Origin of the sequence: Cupriavidus sp. WGlv3 (assembly GCF_023952475.1) — a bacterium.
GTDB classification, from domain to species: Bacteria; Pseudomonadota; Gammaproteobacteria; order Burkholderiales; family Burkholderiaceae; genus Cupriavidus; species Cupriavidus phytorum.
This window is the reverse complement of record NZ_JALHRX010000029.1, coordinates 16,404-35,571: the sequence shown is the minus strand read 5'-3', so window position 1 is coordinate 35,571 and position 19,168 is coordinate 16,404. Positions and strand designations below refer to the sequence as shown.

17 protein-coding genes are annotated in these 19,168 nt (G+C 70.5%); 7 read left to right on the top strand and 10 right to left on the bottom strand.

Going from position 1 to position 19,168, the window contains the following annotated elements:
• Positions 1 to 2 precede the first annotated feature (2 nt).
• From MKD38_RS28085 to MKD38_RS28075, 3 genes are read left to right on the top strand one after another with little or no spacing between them, the layout of a single operon-like run.
• Complete coding sequence (locus MKD38_RS28085) at positions 3 to 1,250, top strand: hypothetical protein (RefSeq protein WP_252682259.1); 1,248 nt, start codon at positions 3 to 5, stop codon at positions 1,248 to 1,250.
• Positions 1,247 to 2,356, top strand: a complete 1,110-nt coding sequence (locus MKD38_RS28080) for a GNAT family N-acetyltransferase (protein ID WP_252682258.1) — start codon at positions 1,247 to 1,249, stop codon at positions 2,354 to 2,356. The genes MKD38_RS28085 and MKD38_RS28080 overlap by 4 nt, the downstream gene beginning before the upstream one ends.
• Positions 2,357 to 2,360: 4 nt before the next feature.
• Entirely contained in the window at positions 2,361 to 3,365 is a 1,005-nt protein-coding gene (locus MKD38_RS28075; RefSeq protein ID WP_252682257.1) for a nitroreductase family protein, read from the top strand.
• A 6-nt stretch (positions 3,366 to 3,371) separates the two neighbouring features.
• Here MKD38_RS28075 and MKD38_RS28070 read toward each other — a convergent pair whose 3' ends face one another.
• The 3 genes from MKD38_RS28070 to MKD38_RS28060 form a co-directional block, all read right to left on the bottom strand.
• Positions 3,372 to 5,039 (bottom strand): c-type cytochrome, encoded by a 1,668-nt coding sequence (locus MKD38_RS28070; protein ID WP_252682256.1) that lies wholly within the window; start codon positions 5,037 to 5,039, stop codon positions 3,372 to 3,374.
• 77 nt (positions 5,040 to 5,116) lie between these two features.
• Complete coding sequence (locus tag MKD38_RS28065) at positions 5,117 to 6,364, bottom strand: MgtC/SapB family protein (RefSeq protein ID WP_252682255.1); 1,248 nt, start codon at positions 6,362 to 6,364, stop codon at positions 5,117 to 5,119.
• Between the two features lie 120 nt (positions 6,365 to 6,484).
• Complete coding sequence (locus MKD38_RS28060) at positions 6,485 to 7,306, bottom strand: class I SAM-dependent methyltransferase (protein WP_252682254.1); 822 nt, start codon at positions 7,304 to 7,306, stop codon at positions 6,485 to 6,487.
• Between the two features lie 331 nt (positions 7,307 to 7,637).
• On the opposite strand from MKD38_RS28060, the gene MKD38_RS28055 reads away from it, so the two are divergent.
• Positions 7,638 to 8,507, top strand: a complete 870-nt coding sequence (locus MKD38_RS28055) for a DUF72 domain-containing protein (protein ID WP_252682253.1) — start codon at positions 7,638 to 7,640, stop codon at positions 8,505 to 8,507.
• Between the two features lie 31 nt (positions 8,508 to 8,538).
• On the opposite strand, the gene MKD38_RS28050 is transcribed toward MKD38_RS28055, so the two are convergent.
• Genes MKD38_RS28050 through MKD38_RS28025 form a run of 6 tightly spaced genes read right to left on the bottom strand, consistent with a single transcriptional unit; the run spans position 8,539 to position 14,369 of the window.
• Positions 8,539 to 8,883 carry a Na+/H+ antiporter subunit G gene (locus tag MKD38_RS28050; protein WP_252682252.1) on the bottom strand — a complete coding sequence of 115 codons (345 nt, stop codon included), beginning with the start codon at positions 8,881 to 8,883 and terminating at the stop codon, positions 8,539 to 8,541.
• Between the two features lie 11 nt (positions 8,884 to 8,894).
• The gene (locus tag MKD38_RS28045) at positions 8,895 to 9,167 is read right to left on the bottom strand and encodes a K+/H+ antiporter subunit F (protein WP_025586311.1); all 273 of its coding nucleotides are present in this window, start codon (positions 9,165 to 9,167) and stop codon (positions 8,895 to 8,897) included.
• A complete protein-coding gene (locus tag MKD38_RS28040; protein WP_252682251.1) occupies positions 9,152 to 9,655 on the bottom strand; it encodes a Na+/H+ antiporter subunit E in 504 nt (167 codons plus the stop codon). The genes MKD38_RS28045 and MKD38_RS28040 overlap by 16 nt, the downstream gene beginning before the upstream one ends.
• Before the next feature lie 3 nt (positions 9,656 to 9,658).
• Positions 9,659 to 11,200 (bottom strand): monovalent cation/H+ antiporter subunit D, encoded by a 1,542-nt coding sequence (locus MKD38_RS28035; RefSeq protein WP_252682250.1) that lies wholly within the window; start codon positions 11,198 to 11,200, stop codon positions 9,659 to 9,661.
• Complete coding sequence (locus MKD38_RS28030) at positions 11,197 to 11,565, bottom strand: Na+/H+ antiporter subunit C (RefSeq protein WP_252682249.1); 369 nt, start codon at positions 11,563 to 11,565, stop codon at positions 11,197 to 11,199. Before MKD38_RS28030 ends, MKD38_RS28035 begins: the two co-directional genes overlap by 4 nt.
• The gene (locus MKD38_RS28025; protein ID WP_252682248.1) at positions 11,565 to 14,369 is read right to left on the bottom strand and encodes a monovalent cation/H+ antiporter subunit A; all 2,805 of its coding nucleotides are present in this window, start codon (positions 14,367 to 14,369) and stop codon (positions 11,565 to 11,567) included. Before MKD38_RS28025 ends, MKD38_RS28030 begins: the two co-directional genes overlap by 1 nt.
• Positions 14,370 to 14,743: 374 nt before the next feature.
• Between MKD38_RS28025 and MKD38_RS28020 the strand changes: the two genes are divergently transcribed.
• The 3 genes from MKD38_RS28020 (at position 14,744) to MKD38_RS28010 (ending at position 18,219) form a co-directional block, all read left to right on the top strand.
• A complete protein-coding gene (locus MKD38_RS28020) occupies positions 14,744 to 16,171 on the top strand; it encodes an amidase (protein ID WP_252682247.1) in 1,428 nt (475 codons plus the stop codon).
• Between the two features lie 37 nt (positions 16,172 to 16,208).
• Positions 16,209 to 17,201: a Bug family tripartite tricarboxylate transporter substrate binding protein gene (locus tag MKD38_RS28015; RefSeq protein ID WP_252682245.1), complete on the top strand. Its 993-nt coding sequence runs from the start codon at positions 16,209 to 16,211 to the stop codon at positions 17,199 to 17,201.
• 220 nt (positions 17,202 to 17,421) lie between these two features.
• The gene (locus MKD38_RS28010) at positions 17,422 to 18,219 is read left to right on the top strand and encodes a crotonase/enoyl-CoA hydratase family protein (RefSeq protein WP_252682243.1); all 798 of its coding nucleotides are present in this window, start codon (positions 17,422 to 17,424) and stop codon (positions 18,217 to 18,219) included.
• A gap of 30 nt (positions 18,220 to 18,249) precedes the next feature.
• Here the strand turns inward: MKD38_RS28010 and MKD38_RS28005 are convergent, their stop codons facing one another.
• On the bottom strand, positions 18,250 to 19,065 hold the full coding sequence (locus MKD38_RS28005; RefSeq protein ID WP_252682241.1) for an IclR family transcriptional regulator: 816 nt from the start codon (positions 19,063 to 19,065) through the stop codon (positions 18,250 to 18,252).
• Between the last annotated feature and the right edge of the window lie 103 nt (positions 19,066 to 19,168).

Below are 19,168 nucleotides of genomic sequence, written 5' to 3'. Positions count from 1 at the left end.
CGTTGATTGACGCGCTGGCAAGCGATGTAGCCGTGACCTGGCTCGGCGCGGCCGGCTGCGGGCTCTACCTGCATTTCCTGTGGACCCGGCGCGACGCCGGCGCCGGCACGGGCCTGTTCCTGTTCGGCATACTGACCGCGCTGCTGGCGGTGCGGGGCTTTGCCTGGCTGTTCGGAGGCACGTGGCTGGCGCAGCTGGTGTTCGCCGCGGCCACGCTGCTGCCGATGGCGATGACGCTTTTCGCCGAGCAGCTGTTGCGGCGGCACCATCCGCTGTGGCTGAAGGGGCTGGCGCTGGGCGTGTCGGCGCTGTTCTTCACCCTCAACCTGTTCACGGACCTGGCCGGCAATACCCCGCTGCTGCTGACCTTCCTGGCCTGCCTGGCCGTGGTCACGGCCAGCAATGGCTGGTTGCTGCTGTGGCTGCGCGACGCCGACCTGTCGGCCAACGAGGCGCGCCTGGCGCGCGCCGTGGTCGTGGTGGTGGTGCTGGCGCTGCCGCTTGCCGCCACCGATTTCCGCGAAGAGCTGGGCCAGGTGCCGGTGCGCCTTGGCGCGCTGGGGGCGCTGGCATTCGTCTATGTGTTCCTGCACCTGTCGGAATCGCAGCGGGTCGTGCGCGGGCTGCTGGCGCGTATGGCCACCGCGCTGGTGTTCGCGGCGGTGCTGGCCGGCGTGATGGCGCTGGCCACGCACGGCGCCGGGCCGGGCTTTGCCGAGGCCGGCCTGCGTGGCATGCCGGTGGCCATGGCCTGGGTACTGCTGACCTCGATCTTCGTGCGCATCCGCGCGGTGTCGCTGGCGGGCGAAGGCAGTGCCTTCCTGCGCTGGCTGCTGCACGCCCGGCTCGATACGCCGGAGGGCTTCCTGCATTCGCTCAGGCGCCTGCCGCAGACCGCCGACCACGTGGTGCTGGGTGAAGCCGAGCTGACCGGCTATGCGCTGGACGCGCTGTTCGAGATCGCCGGCAGGCGGCGCGAGCCGGTGTCGATCGGCGAAGCGAGAGCATGGGCCGCGATCGGCGCCGACGATCCGGCCGCAAACGAAACCGGCCATCGGATCGAGGCCGCGGAGCAGCTGGCAGACCTGCTCGCGCGCCACGAGATGACGCATGCGCTGCTGGTCACGCGCCAGCCCGCGCAGGTGGTGCTGCTGAACCTGCCGCAGGGCGCCAACGCGGCCATCGGCGAGCTGCGCGCCGCGGTGATCCTGCGGCTGGCGCGCCATCTCGGCCAGCGGGAGGCCGCATGACGCTGACCCTGCGCGAAGGCGATTTCGATGCGTTCTTCGAGGCGCCGTTTGCCTGCTATGGCCACGCGACACATTTCGTCACGCCGATGAAGGGAGACCTGGCGCGCGCGCTGGATGCGGCGAAGAACCCGCTGTTCCGGCAATTTGCACGGCGCACCTGGTTCACCGCGCATCGCGACGGGCGCATCGTGGGCCGGATCCTGGCGCATGTCCACGATGCCGCCAACCAGCGCTGCGGGCAGCAACGCGGCTATTTCGGCCTGTTCGACTGCATCGACGACGTGGCGGTGGCGCAGGCCCTGCTGGATGCGGCAGCGGGCTGGGCCCGGCGGCAGGGCTGCGACGAACTGGCCGGCAGCTTCAACCTGACCATCACGCAGATGATCGGCATCGTCACCGATGGCTTCGAGCATGCACCCTACACCTACCAGGAATACACGCCGCCGCATATCGCCAGGCTGCTCGCCGCATGCGGCTTCGAGCCGTTCTTTCCGATGCGCACCTTCGAGCTCGACGTGCGCGGCTGCGATCCGGGGCAACTGATCGGTGACAAGCAGCGCGCGCTGCTGAGCGACCCGGCCTGGCAGTTCACCCCGATCCGCCGGCGCGGCTTCGAGCAACGCCTGCGCCAGGCCTGCGCGGTGCTGAACGACGGCTTTGCCGACAACCCGATGTTCGTGCCGCTGACCGAAGAGGAATTCCTGTATCCCTGCGCCGGCATGATGTGGATCATCGACCAGCGGCTGTCGTATGTCGCCAGCTGCAACGGCGAGCCCGCCGGGGTGCTGTTGTGCGTGCCGGACCTGAACCCGTTCCTGCGCGCCACCGGCTTCCGGCTGAAGCTGGCGACGCTGTGGCACCTGCTCCGCTTCCGCGCCGGCCGCAAGCGCGCGGCCATCATCTTTTTCTCGGTGCGGCGGGATTTCCACGGGCTTGGCGTCAATGGCGTGATGCTGCATCACCTGCTGGCCGCGATGCGCGCGGCCGGCTACACGCATCTGGGGGTCAGCTGGATCTCGGACGCGAACGGCGCCAGCCTCAGGCAGATGGAAAAAATCGGCGCCAGCCCGCTGCATCGGCTGAACCTGTTCAGGAAGGCGATCTAGCGACATGCTTACCCGCGCCCAGCAACTCATCCTGGTGGCACAGGCCGGCCGCGCACCCAGCGCGCACAATATCCAGCCGGCACGCTGGCGCTTTGCGGGCGACCGGGTGGAACTGCTGGAGGATCCCGCCCGCTGGCTGGCGGTGGGCGATCCCACCGGACGCGACAACCAGATCGCGCTGGGGATGGCGTGGGAAGGCATGGCGCTGGCGCTGTCGGCCATCGGTTTGGGCCTGGCGCGGCCCGAGGTGCGCGCCCTGCCCTATCCCTGCACGACGCCAGCCTTGCGCATCGCGGCCACGGCGACCATGACGACCGCTGCGCAGGCCGACGCGCTTGCCGTGCAGGTCGAGCAGCGCCGTGCCTATCGGGGCAAATTCCGTGGCGCGAGTTCGTCGCAGCGCATCGCGCTGGCGCAATGCGTTGCCGCGCACGCCGTCCACGTCATGCCCGCCAGCGCGCACAGCAGCGCCGAGATCGCGCGATGGTACGACGAGGCCGCGGCGGCGGCATTCGAGATGCCGGGCTTCGCCGCAGAGCTCTACCGCTGGCTGCGCTTGTCGCCGGACCATCCGCAGTGGCCGCGCGATGGGCTGTCGGCGCCGTGCATGGGGTTGTCGCGCTGGGAGGCCTGGGGCGCGTCGATTGTGCTGCGGCCCGGCGTGGTGCGATGGCTGTCCGCGCTGTCGCTGACCGGCATGCTGGCCGCCGAGAGCGCCAAGATCCGCAGCGCGGCCGGGATCGTGCTGATCCATGCCGGCCCCGAGGTGTCGAACTTCGACATCGGCCGGCACTGGTACCGGTTCTGGCTGGCCATGACTGCGCACGGCCTGGCCGGCGTGCCGATGTCGGCGCTGGCGGATTCGCCCGGCCACGCGGCGGTGCTGGCGGAAAGCCAGCGGTTGCCGCGCGGCAACCGGCTGGTCAACGTGATGCGCTGCGGGCCCGCGCCGGCGGGCGTGGCGCAGAGCGCGCGGCTGCCCGCGCACGAACTGCTGGTGGATGACTGACGCGGCCTAGAGCAGTTTCAGGAATTCCAGCAGCGCGTCCTTGTCGTCTTCCGCCAGTGTCGAAAACTCCCGCTCATGGCCGCGGTGGCTGCGCCCGGGCGTCGCGGTGTCGTAGCGCATCGGCGCGGACCACGGCTGGTAGCCCGCGGGATAGGCCCAGTCACCTTGCGCATCGGGCTGCCCGGCAATGCCCAGCTTGCGGTAGTCGAGCGCATGCCCGCCCACCCAGAAGCGCGCGGGCCGCGCCTGCGGATGCATCAGGTGCCACAGCGTCGGCACCGAGCCGTTATGCAGGTAGGGCGCCGTCGCCCACAGGCCGGACAGGATCGGCGCGACATAGCCGCCGGTGTTGGCGGCGTCGATATGCCTGCCCAGCTCGGAACGCGCGATCGCACTTAACAGGTCCGCATCGACGGCTTGCCAGCGCGTCGGGTCGGTGCCGAGGTCGGCCTGCGCAACCAGCCGGTTGGGGAAGCTCAGCAGGCGCGGGCGTTGCGCATCGCCGCTGTAGCGGCCGTGGCATTGCGCGCAGGTTGCGGCATAGAGGGCACGGCCGCGCGCTGCGCGGACCAGGTCGATCGGCCCCGGGAACGGCGGCGGCGTGTAGCCCGCCAGGAAGCGCATGACGTCCGCCACCGGCGCAATCGCGCGGCCGGCGCGCTCGGGCGGCATGCCCATGGTTGGCACGGTAAAGAAGGCGACGATCGGCGCGAGGCGCGCGGCATCGCCGGCCGCCTCGGGCGAGGCCGGGCCGAAGCGCGCCGTGCCCTTGCCGGCATAGACGCCGTCATACAGCAGCGAGGTGCGCAGGTTGCGCTGGCCCAGTTCCGGGATCGAGGTGGCGCCGCTGGCGGCCGTGCCCGCGGCCAGCAGGTGGAACTGGAACTTGAGCGCGGCGACGCCATTGGTGCTGCCGGGCGCCCCGTTGCTGAACGGCAGCGGCGCATCGCCGTTCGCCTCCAGTTCGGCCACGCGCCTGACCAGCCGCGGCCAGACGAACTTGCGCAGCGTATGCAGCTCCTGCGCGCTGGTGTCGGGATAGAGCTGCGTGACGGCCGCCAGCAGCGCCTGCGGATCGGCGCGGACGCGCTTGACCGCCTGATAGACCGCGACGACGAAGGCATCGAGGTTGAGCGAGGTATTCGGCAGCCCGAGCCAGACGTTGCGCTCGGGATGCCCGTCGGCGCCGTAGGTGACGCCGGCATGGCAGGCGGCACAGCCCAGGTTGGACACCTCCAGCCGGATCGTGGGCACCTCGCGGCCGATCATGCCGCTGACCACGCCCAGCGGCTTGTCGAAGCGGGGTTGCTGTGCCCCAGGCCAGTTGAGGACCGCGTCGGGATAGACAAAGCCGAATTCGCGCAGCGCCCGGCGCAGGCGCTCCGGCGTGACCGGTGCATCGGGGTTGCCCGCGACCAGCAGCGCCGCGGTGGCCAGCTTCCACGGCAGCGCATTGGTTTCCAGCGTGTCGGTGCTGAGACCGCCGAAGTCGTCGAAGACGAAGCGCATCGCGCCGATGGCGGCATCGGCATCGGCATGGGCGCTGCCGGCGCGGAAGTCCCGCATCGCGGCGGATTCACCTTCCGCATAGCCGCGCAGGAAATCGCATCCCGACACCAGGCACAGCAGCAGGCCCAGCAGCGGGCCCAGGGAAAGCAAGCGTGCAAGCAGCATGATCCTGTTGGTCCGACCCTGCGCGCCGGGACCTCCCGGCGACCCCCGCAGATGGTAGCGGACCATGCGCCCCGGCTTCAAGCCAGCCGCAGCAGCCACGCCGCCGCCCAGGCCGCGCCGGTCGACAGCACCAGCCCGAGCGCGACCGGCACGGCAAAGCGCGCGCCGCCCGCCGTCGACGCGACGATCTTGCTGACGGTATTGGCCGTCAACGCGCCCAGCACCGGCCATACCGCGGCCGGCGGCTCGAGCTTGCCGGCGCCGACCATGGCCCCGATCGAGGTGGCCGCGGCATGCGCGTCGGCAAAGCCGGCGCCCACGGAAAGCGCCAGCAACCCTTCGTTGCCGGCCCATGCCTGCGTGGCCGCACCCACCAGTTGCAGCACCGCGAACAGCAGCGCGAACACCGCCGCGCCGCGCCAGTCGAAGATGCCGCCGCCGGGCACGCCGCCGGTGCCGCCGCGGGCCTCGTGCCACGAGCGCCACAGCCAGATGCCGCCAAACACCGCGATCACCGCCAGCCCCGCGGCCAGCGGCAGCGCCAGCGCCGCCAGCGCGGACAGGCTGGTGGCGCCCAGCAGCACCAGCATCTGCACGTAGGTGGCGACACTCGACAGCAAGGCCGCCGCCACCGGACCGTGCACGCGCGCCTCGCTCTGGCGCGACAGCACCGCCATCGCGGCAATGGTGGCGGTGCTGGAAACGAAGCCGCCGAACAGGCCCGAGATCGGCAGGCCCAGGCGCTCGCCGAACACGCGCGCGCAGATGTGCCCGACCGCGCCGGCCAGCAGCACCAGCAGCACCACCAGCCAGATCGCGTGCGGGTTCCAGGCGTCGAGCGGGCCCATGTAGCGGTCCGGCAGCAGCGGCCAGACGATCAGCGCGGCGGTGGCCAGGATCAGCGCCTGGCTCATTTCCTCGCGCGTAACCTCGCGCCGGGCAAGGTGGTGCAGGAAGGACTTGCCGTGCAGCAACAGCACCACCACCGTGGCCAGCGCCGCCGCCAGCGCCGGATGGCTCGCCGCCAGCGCGCCCAGCAGCAAGGTCAGCAGCAGCGCGAATTCCGTGGTCAGGCCGCTGTCGCGGCCGGCCGAGCGGTGGTAGCTCACCGCCGTCAGCAGCGCCGCGCCCAGCAGCATCACCGGCAGCACCAGCGCCGCCGACAGCACCGCGCTGGCCATGCCCGCCAGGCTGGCCAGCGCGAAGGTGCGCAGCCCGGCCGGCGCTTCGCTGCCGCCGTCGGCCGCCTGGCTGCGCTCGCGCTCCAGCCCGATCGCCAGTCCGATGCCCAATGCCACCGATGCGGAAATGATCAAGGGGTCCATGCCATGTGCCCGAGGTTGCGGTCGCCGTGAAGCCTGGCGGATGCCTGTGACGACAGTATCGGTGCAGGCGGCGATTTGCGCACCCCCGGGTGGGCCGCCGTGAAGGGCCCGGACGTGGCTTCAGGGCGCGGCGACCATGACCACGTGCGCCTGCATCGGGCCGGCCAGCGGCCCGTTGCCGTAGGCCCGGGCCAGCGCCCGCTCGCAGTGTCCGGTCGCGCGCGCGAGGGCGTCCGGCCCGCGCGCTTCCAGCTCGGTGCGCAGCGGCGTGCCCTGGCAGAACGCCGTGGCGGGGATGCGCGCGGCGGCCGCGTGGCTGGTTTCGGTGACGGTCTCGAACACCGCGCCGGCCGTGAACCCGCCGCTGCGCAGGTCCTGCTCGATGGCGGCCTGGCTGTGGTAACCGTGCGGGATGCGCACCATGAAATCGGGCGGCGCCTCGGGGAACAGCGTGGCAAGCGCCGCGGTGATATCGCGGGCAAAGGCGTTGAATGCGATCCGGTCCCACACGTTGAATACCAGCGTGCCGCCCGGCACCAGCACGCGGCGGGCCTCGGCGAAGGCCCTGCCCTTGTCGGGGAAGAACATCGCGCCGAACTGGCACGCGACCAGGTCGAAGCTGGCGTCGTCGAACGGCAGCCGCATCGCGTCGGCCTCGCGCCATTGCACCGGGCGCGCGGTGCCCGCGGCCTGCGCGCGCGCCAGCATCGGTGCATTGAGGTCGGTGGCGACCACCAGGGTGTCCGCCGGCAGGCGCTCGGCCAGCTCCCGCGTCAGCGCCCCGGTGCCGGCGGCCAGCTCCAGCACCCGGCGCGGCCGCAGCGCGGCGATGCGCCGCCCCAGGTCGGCGGCATAGGGCGCAAAGATCATCGGCACCATCAGGGCCTCGTAGACCTCGGCAATCGCCCCGGCAAAGACCTTGTCCTGCTGCTGCATGCCCATGGCGCCGTCCTCCCCTTGCCTGCCCGGCGCAAAGTCGCCCGGTTCGCCTGACTGGGTGTAGGACACATCGCGGCGAATGTAAACCGGGCCCGCGAAGGTGGCGGTTTGAGGAGCGCGTCCGCATCGGAACGCCTCGCCACGATAGGGACTTCGACATAAAAACGGCGTCAAGAGACGCCGTGACCGTATTGAAATGCGGTAAATGCGCATGTCTGCGCAAGGCGCGAATCTTGCGACAATGGCTTCGGCAGGCTCCCGCGACGGAACTTCGGGGTCAACGGCATGAACCGTGGCGCCGTCGCTTGCAAAAAGTACAGACCAGGGCATCACGATGATCCGGATCGGCATCTCAGGCTGGCGCTATGCCGGCTGGCGCGGCGTGTTCTATCCCGAGGGGCTGGCGCAGCGGCGCGAGCTCGAATACGCGTCGCGCGCGGTCGAGACCATCGAGATCAACGGCTCGCACTATGCGCTGCAGACGCCGAAAAGCTATCGCGCCTGGCATGAGGCCACGCCGCTGGGGTTTGTGTTCAGCGTCAAGGGCCCGCGCTACCTGACCCACATGCTGCGCTTTCGCGACGACTCGGCGCGGCCGGCGATGGCCAACTTCTTTGCCTCCGGCGTGCTGGCGCTGGAGGAAAAGCTGGGGCCGGTGCTGTGGCAGTTTCCGCCCAACTTCGGCTTCGATCCCGAGCGCATGGAACGCTTCCTGTCCCTGATCCCGCACGACACGCACAGCGCGCGCGAACTGGCGCGGCAGCACAACCGCAACGTCAAAGAGCCGTGGTGCGAGACCCGGCGTCGGCGCCCGATCCGGCATGCGGTGGAAATCCGCCACGCCAGCTTCTGCACGCCCGAGTTCCCGGCCCTGCTGCGCCGGCACCGGGTTGCGCTGGTCATCTCGGATGCCGTCGCAGACTGGCCCTATGCCGAGGACGTCACCAGCAATTTCCTGTACCTGCGCCTGCATGGCACCGAGACGCTGTATGGCGGCGCCTATTCCGACGCGGCGCTGGACCGCTGGGCCGCGCGGCTGGTCAAGTGGGCCAATGGCGGCGAGCCGACCGATGCGCAGCGGATCTCGCCGAAACGCCCCCGCGCCGCCGCGCATCGGGATATCTACTGCTATTTCGATAACGACAAGAAGGTCAAGGCCCCGTTCGATGCGCAACGGCTGCGTGCGCGCATCGAGGAGAAATAGGCTGCAATACCGCGCTGCCGCCGGGCGCCGCTCAATCCCGGATGCGCGGCATCCAGCCGCTGCCGCGCGTGCGCGGGTCTACCGGCAGTTGCCGCTGCAGCGCGGCCTTGGCCAGCATATGGGCGCTGATCGGCGCGGTCAGGAACAGGAACGCGGTCACCAGCAGCTCATGCAGGGTGGCGTCGCCGCGGAAGCTGAAATACGCCACCGAGGCCAGTACCACGCCGCCCACCCCCAGCGTGGTCGACTTGGTCGGCCCATGCAGGCGCATGAAGAAATCCGGCAGCCGGAACAGGCCGATGGCCCCCACCAGCATGAATACGCTGCCCACCAGCAGCAGCGCGCAGACCATGAATTCGGCAACGGGATGCAGCATGGGCCGGCCTCCTAGTATTCGATGATATCGCCGCGCTGCAGGTACTTCGACAGCGCCACGGTGGCAACGAAGCCCATCACCGCGATCAGCAGCGCGGCCTCGAAGAACACCGCCGAGTCCAGGCTGATGCCCAGCACCACGATCAGCGCGATGGCGTTGATGTTGAGCGTGTCGAGCGCGACGATGCGGTCGGGCAGGCTGGGCCCGCGCAGCAGCCGGCCCAGCGTCAGCAGGAAGGCCAGGCCCAGGATCGCCAGGCAGACCGGAATCACGATGGCAAGCATTGGAAGATCTCCTTGAGCGGGGTTTCATAGCGCGACTTGATCAGCGCGACCAGCGCGGCTTCTTCCTCCAGGTCCAGCACATGGACCAGCAAGGCGCGGCGGTCGTCGCTCAGTTCGGCGCACAGCGTGCCGGGGCTGAGCGAGACGATGCTGATCAGCGCGGTGGTGGCGAGTTCATGCTCGACATCGAGCGGCACTACGATAAATGCCGGGCGCAGCCGCGCGGTGCGTCCCAGCACCATCACCGCCACTTCCAGGTTGGCCTTGACGATATCGATCAGCACATGGCAGCTCAGGCGCAGGATCAGGTCCGGGCGCGACAGGCGGAACGCGCCCAGCACCAGCCAGCGGTCGGCCAGCCGGCCGATGGCCCAGCCCAGCGCCGCGCCCAGCAGCCAGTGGCCCGGCGCCATGCTCTGCGCCAGCATCAGCCACATCAGCATCAGGATCAGGCTCAGCCAGGGATGGGGCAGCAGACGACGCAACATGGCCTACCCCCGCTCGCCGGGCAGTACCGCCCGCAGGTAGGCGGCGCGGTCCAGCAGTTGCGCGGCGGCATCCGCCACGTAATCGCTGACCGGACGCGCGCCCACCGTCAGCGCCAGGTTGCCGGCCAGCAGCAGCATGCAGCAGGCCAGCTTGCGCGCGTCCGGCCGCACCCGCAGGCGCGCCGCGCCGGGATGGTCTTCATCCAGGTATTCGGCGCCTTCGGCGACGCGCTGCGCCTCATGCGGCAGGCGCCACAGCAGCCGCGTGCCGGTGCGCGACACGGCGATCAGCAGCAGCAGGCTCGAGCCAAGCACCGCCGGCCACAGCACCGGTATCCACGGCGCCGGCGTGGCGCGCAGGATCATGGCCTTGCCGAGGAAGCCCGACAGCGGCGGCAGGCCCACCGCCGCGACCATGCCCACCAGGTACAGCAGCCCCGCCAGGCGCGAGGCAATGACCGGCGCGCCGTCGGTGCGCGCGGCTTCGGGCTCGAGCGCATCGGCCAGCAGGAACAGCGCGGCCGTGCACAGCGTGGTGCTGAGCAGGTAGTACAGCGCCGCGGCCCAGCCGGCCTGGCTTTGCATCGACACGCACGCCGCCAGCAGCCCGACCGATGCCACCACCAGGTAGCTGGTCGTGGCGCGCAGCGCCGTCGCGGCCAGCGCGCCCAGCGCGCCGACCGCCAGCGTGGCCAGCGCCAGCGCGAACACCCAGTCGTGCAGGAACGGTCCCAGCAGCCCCTGCGCGCCGCCGAAGATCAGCGCGTCGCAACGCAGCATGGCATAGATGCCGACCTTGGTCATGATGGCGAACAGCGCCGCCACCGGCCCGGTTGCGCTGCCATAGGCGCGCGGCAGCCAGAAGTACAGCGGGAACAGCGCCGCCTTGAGCGCGAACACCAGCATCAGCATCGCGCCCGCGGCCACCGCCAGCGGCAGGTCCTGGCCCGGCAGCCCGGCCAGGCGCAGCCCCAGGTGCGCCATGTTGAGCGTGCCCGAGAGCCCGTACAGCACGCCGATCGCCACCAGGAAGAACGACGACGCCACCAGGTTCAGGATCACGTAGTGCAGGCCGGCGCCGATGCGCGCGCGCCCCGCTCCATGCACCAGCAGCGCATAGGAAGCGATCAGCAGGATCTCGAAGAAGACGAACAGGTTGAACAGGTCGCCCGCCAGGAACGCACCGTTCAGGCCCATCAGCTGGAACTGGAACAGCGCGTGGAAGTGCCGCCCCTGGCGCGCCGTGCCCTCGCCCGCCGCGGCCAGCGCGGCCACCGCCAGCAGCGCGGTCAGCGCCAGCATCAGCGCGCCGGTGCGGTCAAGCTGCAGCACGATGCCGAACGGCGCGCTCCAGTTGCCCATGGCATAGACCGCGATATCGCCGCCGGCGGCATGGCGCAGCAGCAGCACCGCCACCGGCACCAGCAGCAGCGTCGCCACCGCGCTGGCCACGCGCTGCGCGTGCAGCCGCTGGGCCGGCATCGCCGTCAGCAGCGCGCCGGCGAACATCGGGATCAGGATGGGCAGCAGCACGGCATGGTTCATGGCCGCGCCTCCTTGTCGGCAGCATGGCCGTCGTGCGCCCCCGGCTGGCCGGCGGCGTCGACATGGTCGCTGCCGGTCAGCCCGAGCGAGCGCAGCGCCAGCACCACCGCGAACGCGGTCATGCCGAAGGCAATGACGATGGCGGTCAGCACCAGCGCCTGCGGCAGCGGATCGGCATAGCTGGCTCCCGGCGCGATCACCGGCGGCCGGCCGATCGACAGTCGCCCCATGCCCAGCAGGAACAGGCTGACCGCATACGACAGCAGCGTCAGCCCCAGCACCACCGTGAACACGCGCTCGCGCAGCAGCAGGTAGATGCCGGCGGCGGTCAGGATGCCAATGGCGATGGCGTAGAGCGCGGCCATCAGTCGTCCTCCGTGGCCTGTGCCGGCGGCAGGTTGCGGACGCCCAGATGAGACACGATCACCAGCGTGGTTCCGGTCACGGTGCAGAACACTCCCAGGTCGAAGATCATCGCCGTGGCCAGCTCCACCTCGCCGATGCCCGGCAGGTGGAAGTGGCCGAAGGCGGTGGTCAGGAACGGATAGCCGAAGGCCAGGCTGCCGAGGCCGGTCAGCCCCGCCAGCAGGATGCCGGCGCCGGCGATGGCGCGGTAGTCCGGCGCGATGCGTGCTTCGGTCCAGCGCACGCCGTTGGCGACGTATTGCAGCAGCAGCGCCACCGAGGTGATCAGCGCCGCGATAAAGCCCCCGCCCGGCTGGTTGTGCCCGCGCAGCAGGATAAAGGCCGCCACCAGCAGCGTCAGCGGCAGCATCAGCCGCGCCAGCATCGCCAGCAGCAGCGGATGCGCCTGGCTGGTCCACGGCAGGCCGTCCGGCGCCGCCGACGGCGTCGGCAGGCGCATGCCCTTGAGCAGGGCCTGCACCGCCAACCCGGCGACCAGCAGCACGCAGATCTCGCCGAGCGTGTCGAAGCCGCGGAAGTCGACCAGCAGCACGTTGACCACGTTGTGCCCGCCGCCCCCCGGCACCGCCTGCTCGAGGTAGAACGTCGACACCGGGTCATACGGCCGCGTCATCACCGCGTAGGCGGCCACCGCCAGCAGCGTGCCGCCGCCCAGCGCCAGCACGGCGTCGCGCATGCGGCGGCCGGCGCGCGGGCGGTCGTGAGTTTCGCGCGGCAGGTAGAACAGCGCCAGCACCAGCAGCAGGATGGTCACCACCTCGACCGAGATCTGGGTCAGCGCCAGGTCCGGCGCCGAGAAGCGCAGGAACGCCAGCGACACCATCAGCCCGCAGCCGCTCAGCAGCACCAGCGCCAGCAGCCGCTGCCGGTGCGTCGCCACCACGGCGATCGCGCACAGCGCCAGCAAGACCAGCGTGGCCGCGCCGATCGGATCGATGGCGCCGGCCGGCACGCTGCCGGACAGCGCTGCCAGGTCGGCCAGGAAATACGCCGGCAGCGCCAGCATCGGCAGCAGCATCCAGGCGATATAGGTCGGCAGCGAGCCGTCTTCGAGCCAGCGCGTGACCGCCGCGGCAAAGCGTTCCAGCGCGCGCATGCCGTGTTCGAACGAGCGCCGCGCGCTCAGGTGCTCGATCGCCTGTTGCCAGCGCCGCAGCGCGTCGCGGCGCAGGAAGAACAGGGTCGCGCCGCCGGCCATCGACACCAGGCTCATCACCAGCGGCAGGTTGACCCCGTGCCACAGGTTCAGGCTGTATTCGGGCAGCGGCGCGCGCAGCGTCGCCAGCGACGCGGCCGCGAGCAGGTCGCCGACGGTGTAGGCCGGCACCAGCCCGACCACCAGGCAGATCACCACCAGGAATTCCACCGGCACCTTCATGAAGCGCGGCGGCTCGTGCGGCGGATAGTTGGGCAGGTCGGGCCGGCCCCCGCCGAAGAACACGCCGTAGATGAAGCGCAGCGAGTACGCCATGGTCAGCGCGCCGGCCATGGTCGCCGCGGCCGGGATCACCCAGTTGAACTCGCCCAGCAGCCCCTGCGCCAGGGTCTCGCCGAAGAACATTTCCTTGCTGAGGAAGCCGTTGAACAGCGGCACCCCCGCCATCGACAGCGACGCCACGATCGCCAGCACCGCGGTATGGGGCATATAGCGGGCCAGGCCGCGCAGGCGGTCCAGGTCGCGCGTGCCGGTTTCATGGTCGATGATGCCGGCGGCCATGAACAATGACGCCTTGAACACCGCGTGGTTGATGATGTGGAAGATCGCCGCCACCGTGCTGAGCTGGGTGTCGAGGCCGAACAGCAGCGTGATCAGCCCCAGGTGGCTGATGGTGGAATACGCCAGCAGGCCCTTCAGGTCGCGCTGCAGCAGCGCCAGCCCGGCGCCGACGATCAGCGTGGCCAGCCCCGTCATGCTGACCAGGTAGAACCAGCTGTTGGTGCCGTCCAGCACCGGATAGAGCCGCGCCAGCAGGAACACGCCGGCCTTGACCATGGTGGCCGAGTGCAGGTAGGCCGAGACCGGCGTGGGCGCGGCCATCGCGTGCGGCAGCCAGAAGCTGAACGGAAACTGCGCCGACTTGGTGAACACCGCCAGCAGCACCAGCACCAGCATCGGCAGGTACAGCGGGTGGTGCTGGACCTTGCCGGCCTGCGCCAGCACCACTGACAGCTCGAAACTGCCGCAGATATGGCCCAGCAGCAGCACCCCCGCCAACAGCGCCAGCCCGCCGCCGCCGGTCACCGCCAACGCCATGCGCGCGCCCTGGCGCGCATCGGCGCGCCACGACCAGAAGCCGATCAGCAGGAACGACAGGATGCTGGTCAGCTCCCAGAACACCACCAGCAACAGCAGGTTGCCCGCCAGCACCACGCCCAGCATCGCCGCCATGAACAGCAGCAGCAGGCAGAAGAAGCGCACCGCCGATTCATTGCGCGCCAGGTAGTAGCGCGCATACAGGATCACCAGCAGGCCCACGCCCAGCACCAGCAGCGCGAACAGGAACGCCAGCCCGTCGAGGCGCAGCGACAGGTCCAGCCCGAGCGCGGGCAGCCACGCCACGCGCCAGCCCAGTGCGTGCCCCGGCTGCGCGAAGACCTCGCCGCGCAGGCTCAGCAGCAGCATCAGCGCGGCCAGCGGCAGGCCGATGATGACCGGCGCCAGCAGCCGCGGGACACGCGTGCCGATCAACCACGTCAGTGCCGCGGCCAGCAGCGGCAGCGCAAGCAGCAGCGGCAGCGCCATGCCCGCCCCTTCAGTCGTTGCCCGGGGCCGGCAGATGCCAGCCGGCCTTGCGGCGCAGGGTCAGCCGGGTTGCAGATGGGGCGCAGTGTCGGAGTCGGAGTGTCGGGGCGGTGGTCATGGTGTGGCAGATCTCGGTGGGCGATTGCGGCCGCTACTGTCCGGATTCTGCCGGCATTGCGCCGGCTGTGCCAGTCAATTGGCGCGATTTGCAAAAAAAATCATCGTATCGCGCAGGGAACCGAAGGCGTGTCGCGATGGGCAGGCCGCACCCGCGCCAGGTCATCCGGGCTGCCATGCGGGAAGCCCCGCACAGCAAGTTGTAAGATGGCGGAACCACCGCGCCCCACGCCCCCAACCTTCCGGAGCCACCACCCATGAGCGACGCGCTTTGCCTTGCCAGCGCAGCCGAACTGCAGCAGCGCATCCGGCGCAAGGAGATTTCGCCGGTCGAGCTGACCGCGGCCGTGCTGGAGCGCGCGGCCCGGCTGCAGCCCGCGCTGAACTGCCTGATCACGCTGTGCGCGGACGAGGCCATGGCCGCGGCGCGCGCGGCCGAAGCGCAGCTGATGTCCGGCGCGCCGCTGGGCGCGCTGCACGGCATTCCCTTCACGGTGAAGGACATCGTCAACACCGCGGGCGTGCGCACCACCTTTGGCGCGGTGCCGATGCGCGACCACGTGCCCGCCGAAGACGCCGTGGCGGTAGCACGGCTGCGCGCGCAGGGCGCGATCCTGGTGGGCAAGACCACCACGCCGGAGTTCGGCTCCAAGTGCCTGACCGATGCGCCGCTGTTCGGCCGCACCCGCAATGCCTGGCATGCCGGGCGCACCAGCGGCGGCTCCAGCGGCGGCGCCGCGGTGGCGGTGGCGAGCGGCATCGCCCCGCTGGCGGTAGCGACCGACGGCGGCGGCTCGACCCGCATCCCGGCCGCGTGCAATGGCGTGGTCGGGATCAAGCAAAGCCAGGGCGTGGTGCCGCACAGCCAGGCCCAGGACCTGTTCGGCAACCAGACCTACGTGACCCCCACCACGCGCACGGTGGCGGACACCGGCCTGATGCTGCAGGCCATGGCCGGCGAGCACGCGTGCGATCCGTGGTCGATCGGCGTGCCGGTGCCCGACTATGTCGACGCCGCACGCCCGCACGGCGACTTGCGCGGCCGCCGCATCCGCTATTGCCTGGCGCCGCCGGGGCGGCCGGTGGCCGCCGATGTGGCGCGCGCGTTCGAAGCCAGCCTGGCGCAGCTGCGCGGGCTCGGCGCGGAACTGGAGCCGTTCAGCGGCGATGGCTTCGACATCGAGCCGGTCTGGCGCACCATCAACCATACGGTGTGGCGCACGCGCTTTGCGCCGATCGTGGCGCAGCACCGCGACGCGCTGAGCCCGACCTTCGTGCGCCAGGTCGAGTCCGCCGCCGCGTTCACCGCGGTGGAATACCAGCAGGCCATGTTCGCGCGTTCGCAGCTGTTTCTGCGGGTGCAGGCGCTGCTGGCGGATGCCGACTGGCTCGCCATGCCCACGCTCACGCGCACCGCGCTGCCGCTGGAGCAGGACCTGTTCGGCCAGATCGAGATCGACGGGCAGGCCTGCCCCGATGTGCGCGCAAGCTGGTTCCCGTGGACCATGCCGTTCAACCTGACCGGGCATCCCGCCATCAGCCTGCCGTGCGGCTTTGGCCAGGACGGCCTGCCGGTCGGCCTGCAGCTGGTGGGACGGATCCGCGGCGATGCCGCGCTGCTGCGCGCCGCGGCCCTGTTCGAATCCGTGCACGACTTCACCGGCCAGTGGCCCGCCCTGCCCTGAGAACCTGACCGCCTTACCCCATGACCTGCCGACTGCCATGACCCAATCCTTCCGACCGAAGCGCCGCGTGCTGGCGCTGGCCGCTGCCGCTGCCACCGCCCTTGCCCTTGCCGCGCCAGCCAGCGCGGCCGACCCCGAGCCGATGCATATCATCGTCGGCTATGCTCCTGGCGGCGCCGCCGACAGCCTGGCGCGCCTGTATGCCGAGCAGCTGCGCCAGGACGGCCACGGCACCGTGGTGGTCGAGAACCGCCCGGGCGCGTCGGCGCGGCTCGCGCTCGACTACGTGAAGCGCGCCAGGCCGGACGGCAAGACCGTGTTCATCGGCCCATCGCCGCTGTTCACCATCTTCCCGCTGACCTACAAGAAGCTGTCGTACGACGCCGACAAGGACCTGGTGCCCGCGGCGGTGCTGACCGACGTGCCGACCGCGGTCGTGACCGGCGTGCAGCAGCCGTACCAGAACATGAAGGAGTACGTCGGCTGGGCCAGGCGCAACCCGGGCAACGCCAGCCTGGGCCTGGCCACCATCGGCAGCGCCGGCCACCTGGGCACGGTGGCGCTGGGCAAGGCCGAAGGCATCGCCATCACGCCGGCGGCGTATCGCGGGGCATCGCCGATGCTGGTCGACGTGGTCAGCGGCAATGTGTCGATCGGCTGGGACGCGGTGGCCAGCATGATGCCGCTGTACAAGGGCGGCAAGCTGCGCTTCCTCGGCGTCAGCGGCGCGCGCCGCGCCAAGGCGCTGCCCGAGGTGCCCACCATGAAGGAACAGGGCTTCAGCCAGTATGAACACGCCACCAGCTGGTACGGCGTGTTCGTGCCCGCCGGCACCCAGCCGGACGTGCTGGCGCAGGTGGAGAAGATGTTCCTGGCCGCGTCGGCCAACCCCGCCACCGCGGCGAAGCTGGAGGCGCTGGGGCTGGAAGTGGTGGCGCGCCCCGGGCAGGAGGCCCGCCGCCGCATCCAGGTCGAGCGCGCCGCGTGGAAGCCGATCGTCGAGGCGACCGGCTTCCAGGCCGAGGACTGAGCCCCGGCGCGGCCCTTGCCCGTGCTCAGGGCTTGGGCCGCACCGCGTCCGCGGTGCCCTGGATAAAGGCTTTGATCTTCTCGACGAGCGGCGGCCGGGCCACGCCCCCAATATCCAGCGGATATCACCCTGCAACAAATGAATATTGGACGCTGCCGGCCACCGTCGCTTAGCCTTGGCGCCAGGACAGACCCCCGCATTGCTACCCGGAGCCCCCCACATGAGCCAGTTCCTTCTCTACGAACAGCAGGACCACATCGTCACCCTGACCATGAACGAGCCCGAGCGGCGCAACCCGCTTACCGGCAATACCGCGGTGGCGGAATTCCTGGACGCGATCGACCGCATCCACGGCGACGGCAGCGTGCGCGCGGTGGTGATCACCGGCGCCGGCACGGCGTTCTCGTCGGGCGGCAATATCAAGGACATGGAGCGCCAGGCGTCCGGCACGGTGCCCGGCATGGAGATCCGCCAGGACTACCGCCGCGGCATCCAGCGGCTGCCGCTGGCACTGTTCAACCTCGAGGTGCCGGTAATCGCCGCGGTCAACGGCGCGGCCATGGGCGCGGGGCTGGACCTGGCCTGCATGTGCGACATCCGCATTGCCTCGGAACGCGCGCAGTTTGCCGAGTCCTTCGTCAAGCTGGGCATCATTCCCGGCGATGGCGGCGCATGGCTGCTGCCGCGCGTGATCGGCCTGTCACGGGCGGCCGAGATGACCTTTACCGGCCAGCCGATCGACGCCAGGCTGGCTCTCGAATGGAACCTGGTGTCGCGCGTGGTGGCACCCGACGCGCTGCTGCCCACCGCCTATGAACTGGCCGGCCGCATCGCCGCCAATCCGCCGCACGCGGTGCGGCTGGCCAAGCGCCTGATGCGCGAAGCCATGCATACCCGGCTGGATACGCTGCTGGAACTGTCGGCCGGCTTCCAGGCGCTGTCGCACCAGACCGCCGACCACCGCGAAGCGGTGCAGGCCTTCCTGGACAAGCGCACGCCGGTCTTTACCGGCAACTGAAGCGGCCGCCGCAATCTCGCCGGCGTGGCCCTATCCCGCCACGCCCAGCGCGCCTTCGACATTGCGCACCAGGCTGACCAGGCGCGGGCCGATATCTTCCTCCAGCTGCTTGCTCTGCTGGCTGAACACCGGCACCGACGCGGCGAAGATCCACGCCTCGCCGTCGCGGCGCGTGCGCAGCGGCACGGCCACCGATTCCACCTCGCGGTGCAGGTCGCGATGGCCGCGGCAGAAGCCGTGCTCCTGCAGGTCGCGCGCGGCATCGTCCAGGCGCGCCTGCAGCCAGTCGGCGCGCGCGGGATCGGTGGCGCGCAGCTGGGCCAGGTAGGCCTCGCGCTCGGGCTGGTCCAGCCGCAGCAGGTAGGCACGCCCCGAGCCGGTGCGCGAGGCCGATACGCGCGTGCCGACCTCGGGCCGGAACACATGGCTGCCGACGCCCTGCGCGATCTCGACATAGGTCAGCGCATGGCCGCTGCCGACGATCAGCTCGACCTGCCCGGCAATATGGTCGGCCAGGTCCTGCATCGCCGGACGCGCCAGCTGGCGGATGGTCATGCGCGCCAGCGCCGGCGCCGCCAGGTTGATCAGGCCGACGCCGGGCACATAGCGCGACAGCCGTTCCGAGTAATGCAGCAGGCCCAGCCCGCACAGCGTGTCGAGCAGCCGGAACAGGGTCGGTTTGGCCAGGCCGGTGCGCTCCATCAGTTCCCGGCTGCTCAGTTCCTGCACCGTTGGCGAGAAGCAGTTGAGGATCGAGACGCCGCGCGCCAGCGCGCTGACAAGGCGCGCCTCGCCCTCGGCATCGGCGGACGGTGGGGCCACGGAGGCATGTGGAGCATTAGTCATCGCAGGACCTGGATATGGAGTTTTTTGATACTCGGGTCTCAAAACCCGGATGTTGCCCTTCGCCTTTTCGAAAGTCAAACCACGCTTTTTACGTTTACATGGC

Bases quoted from the DNA above. Each gene is read 5' to 3' on its own strand.
- MKD38_RS28005 (WP_252682241.1), bottom strand. From the start codon at position 19,065: ATGACTAATGCTCCACATGCCTCCGTGGCCCCACCGTCCGCCGATGCC.
- MKD38_RS28020 (WP_252682247.1), top strand. From the start codon at position 14,744: ATGAGCGACGCGCTTTGCCTTGCCAGCGCAGCCGAACTGCAGCAGCGC.
- MKD38_RS28030 (WP_252682249.1), bottom strand. From the start codon at position 11,565: ATGGCCGCGCTCTACGCCATCGCCATTGGCATCCTGACCGCCGCCGGC.
- MKD38_RS28015 (WP_252682245.1), top strand. From the start codon at position 16,209: ATGACCCAATCCTTCCGACCGAAGCGCCGCGTGCTGGCGCTGGCCGCT.
- MKD38_RS28070 (WP_252682256.1), bottom strand. From the start codon at position 5,039: ATGCTGCTTGCACGCTTGCTTTCCCTGGGCCCGCTGCTGGGCCTGCTG.
- MKD38_RS28010 (WP_252682243.1), top strand. From the start codon at position 17,422: ATGAGCCAGTTCCTTCTCTACGAACAGCAGGACCACATCGTCACCCTG.
- MKD38_RS28080 (WP_252682258.1), top strand. From the start codon at position 1,247: ATGACGCTGACCCTGCGCGAAGGCGATTTCGATGCGTTCTTCGAGGCG.
- MKD38_RS28060 (WP_252682254.1), bottom strand. From the start codon at position 7,306: ATGGGCATGCAGCAGCAGGACAAGGTCTTTGCCGGGGCGATTGCCGAG.
- MKD38_RS28055 (WP_252682253.1), top strand. From the start codon at position 7,638: ATGATCCGGATCGGCATCTCAGGCTGGCGCTATGCCGGCTGGCGCGGC.
- MKD38_RS28035 (WP_252682250.1), bottom strand. From the start codon at position 11,200: ATGAACCATGCCGTGCTGCTGCCCATCCTGATCCCGATGTTCGCCGGC.
- MKD38_RS28075 (WP_252682257.1), top strand. From the start codon at position 2,361: ATGCTTACCCGCGCCCAGCAACTCATCCTGGTGGCACAGGCCGGCCGC.
- MKD38_RS28045 (WP_025586311.1), bottom strand. From the start codon at position 9,167: ATGCTTGCCATCGTGATTCCGGTCTGCCTGGCGATCCTGGGCCTGGCC.
- MKD38_RS28025 (WP_252682248.1), bottom strand. From the start codon at position 14,369: ATGGCGCTGCCGCTGCTGCTTGCGCTGCCGCTGCTGGCCGCGGCACTG.
- MKD38_RS28040 (WP_252682251.1), bottom strand. From the start codon at position 9,655: ATGTTGCGTCGTCTGCTGCCCCATCCCTGGCTGAGCCTGATCCTGATG.
- MKD38_RS28050 (WP_252682252.1), bottom strand. From the start codon at position 8,883: ATGCTGCATCCCGTTGCCGAATTCATGGTCTGCGCGCTGCTGCTGGTG.
- MKD38_RS28065 (WP_252682255.1), bottom strand. From the start codon at position 6,364: ATGGACCCCTTGATCATTTCCGCATCGGTGGCATTGGGCATCGGACTG.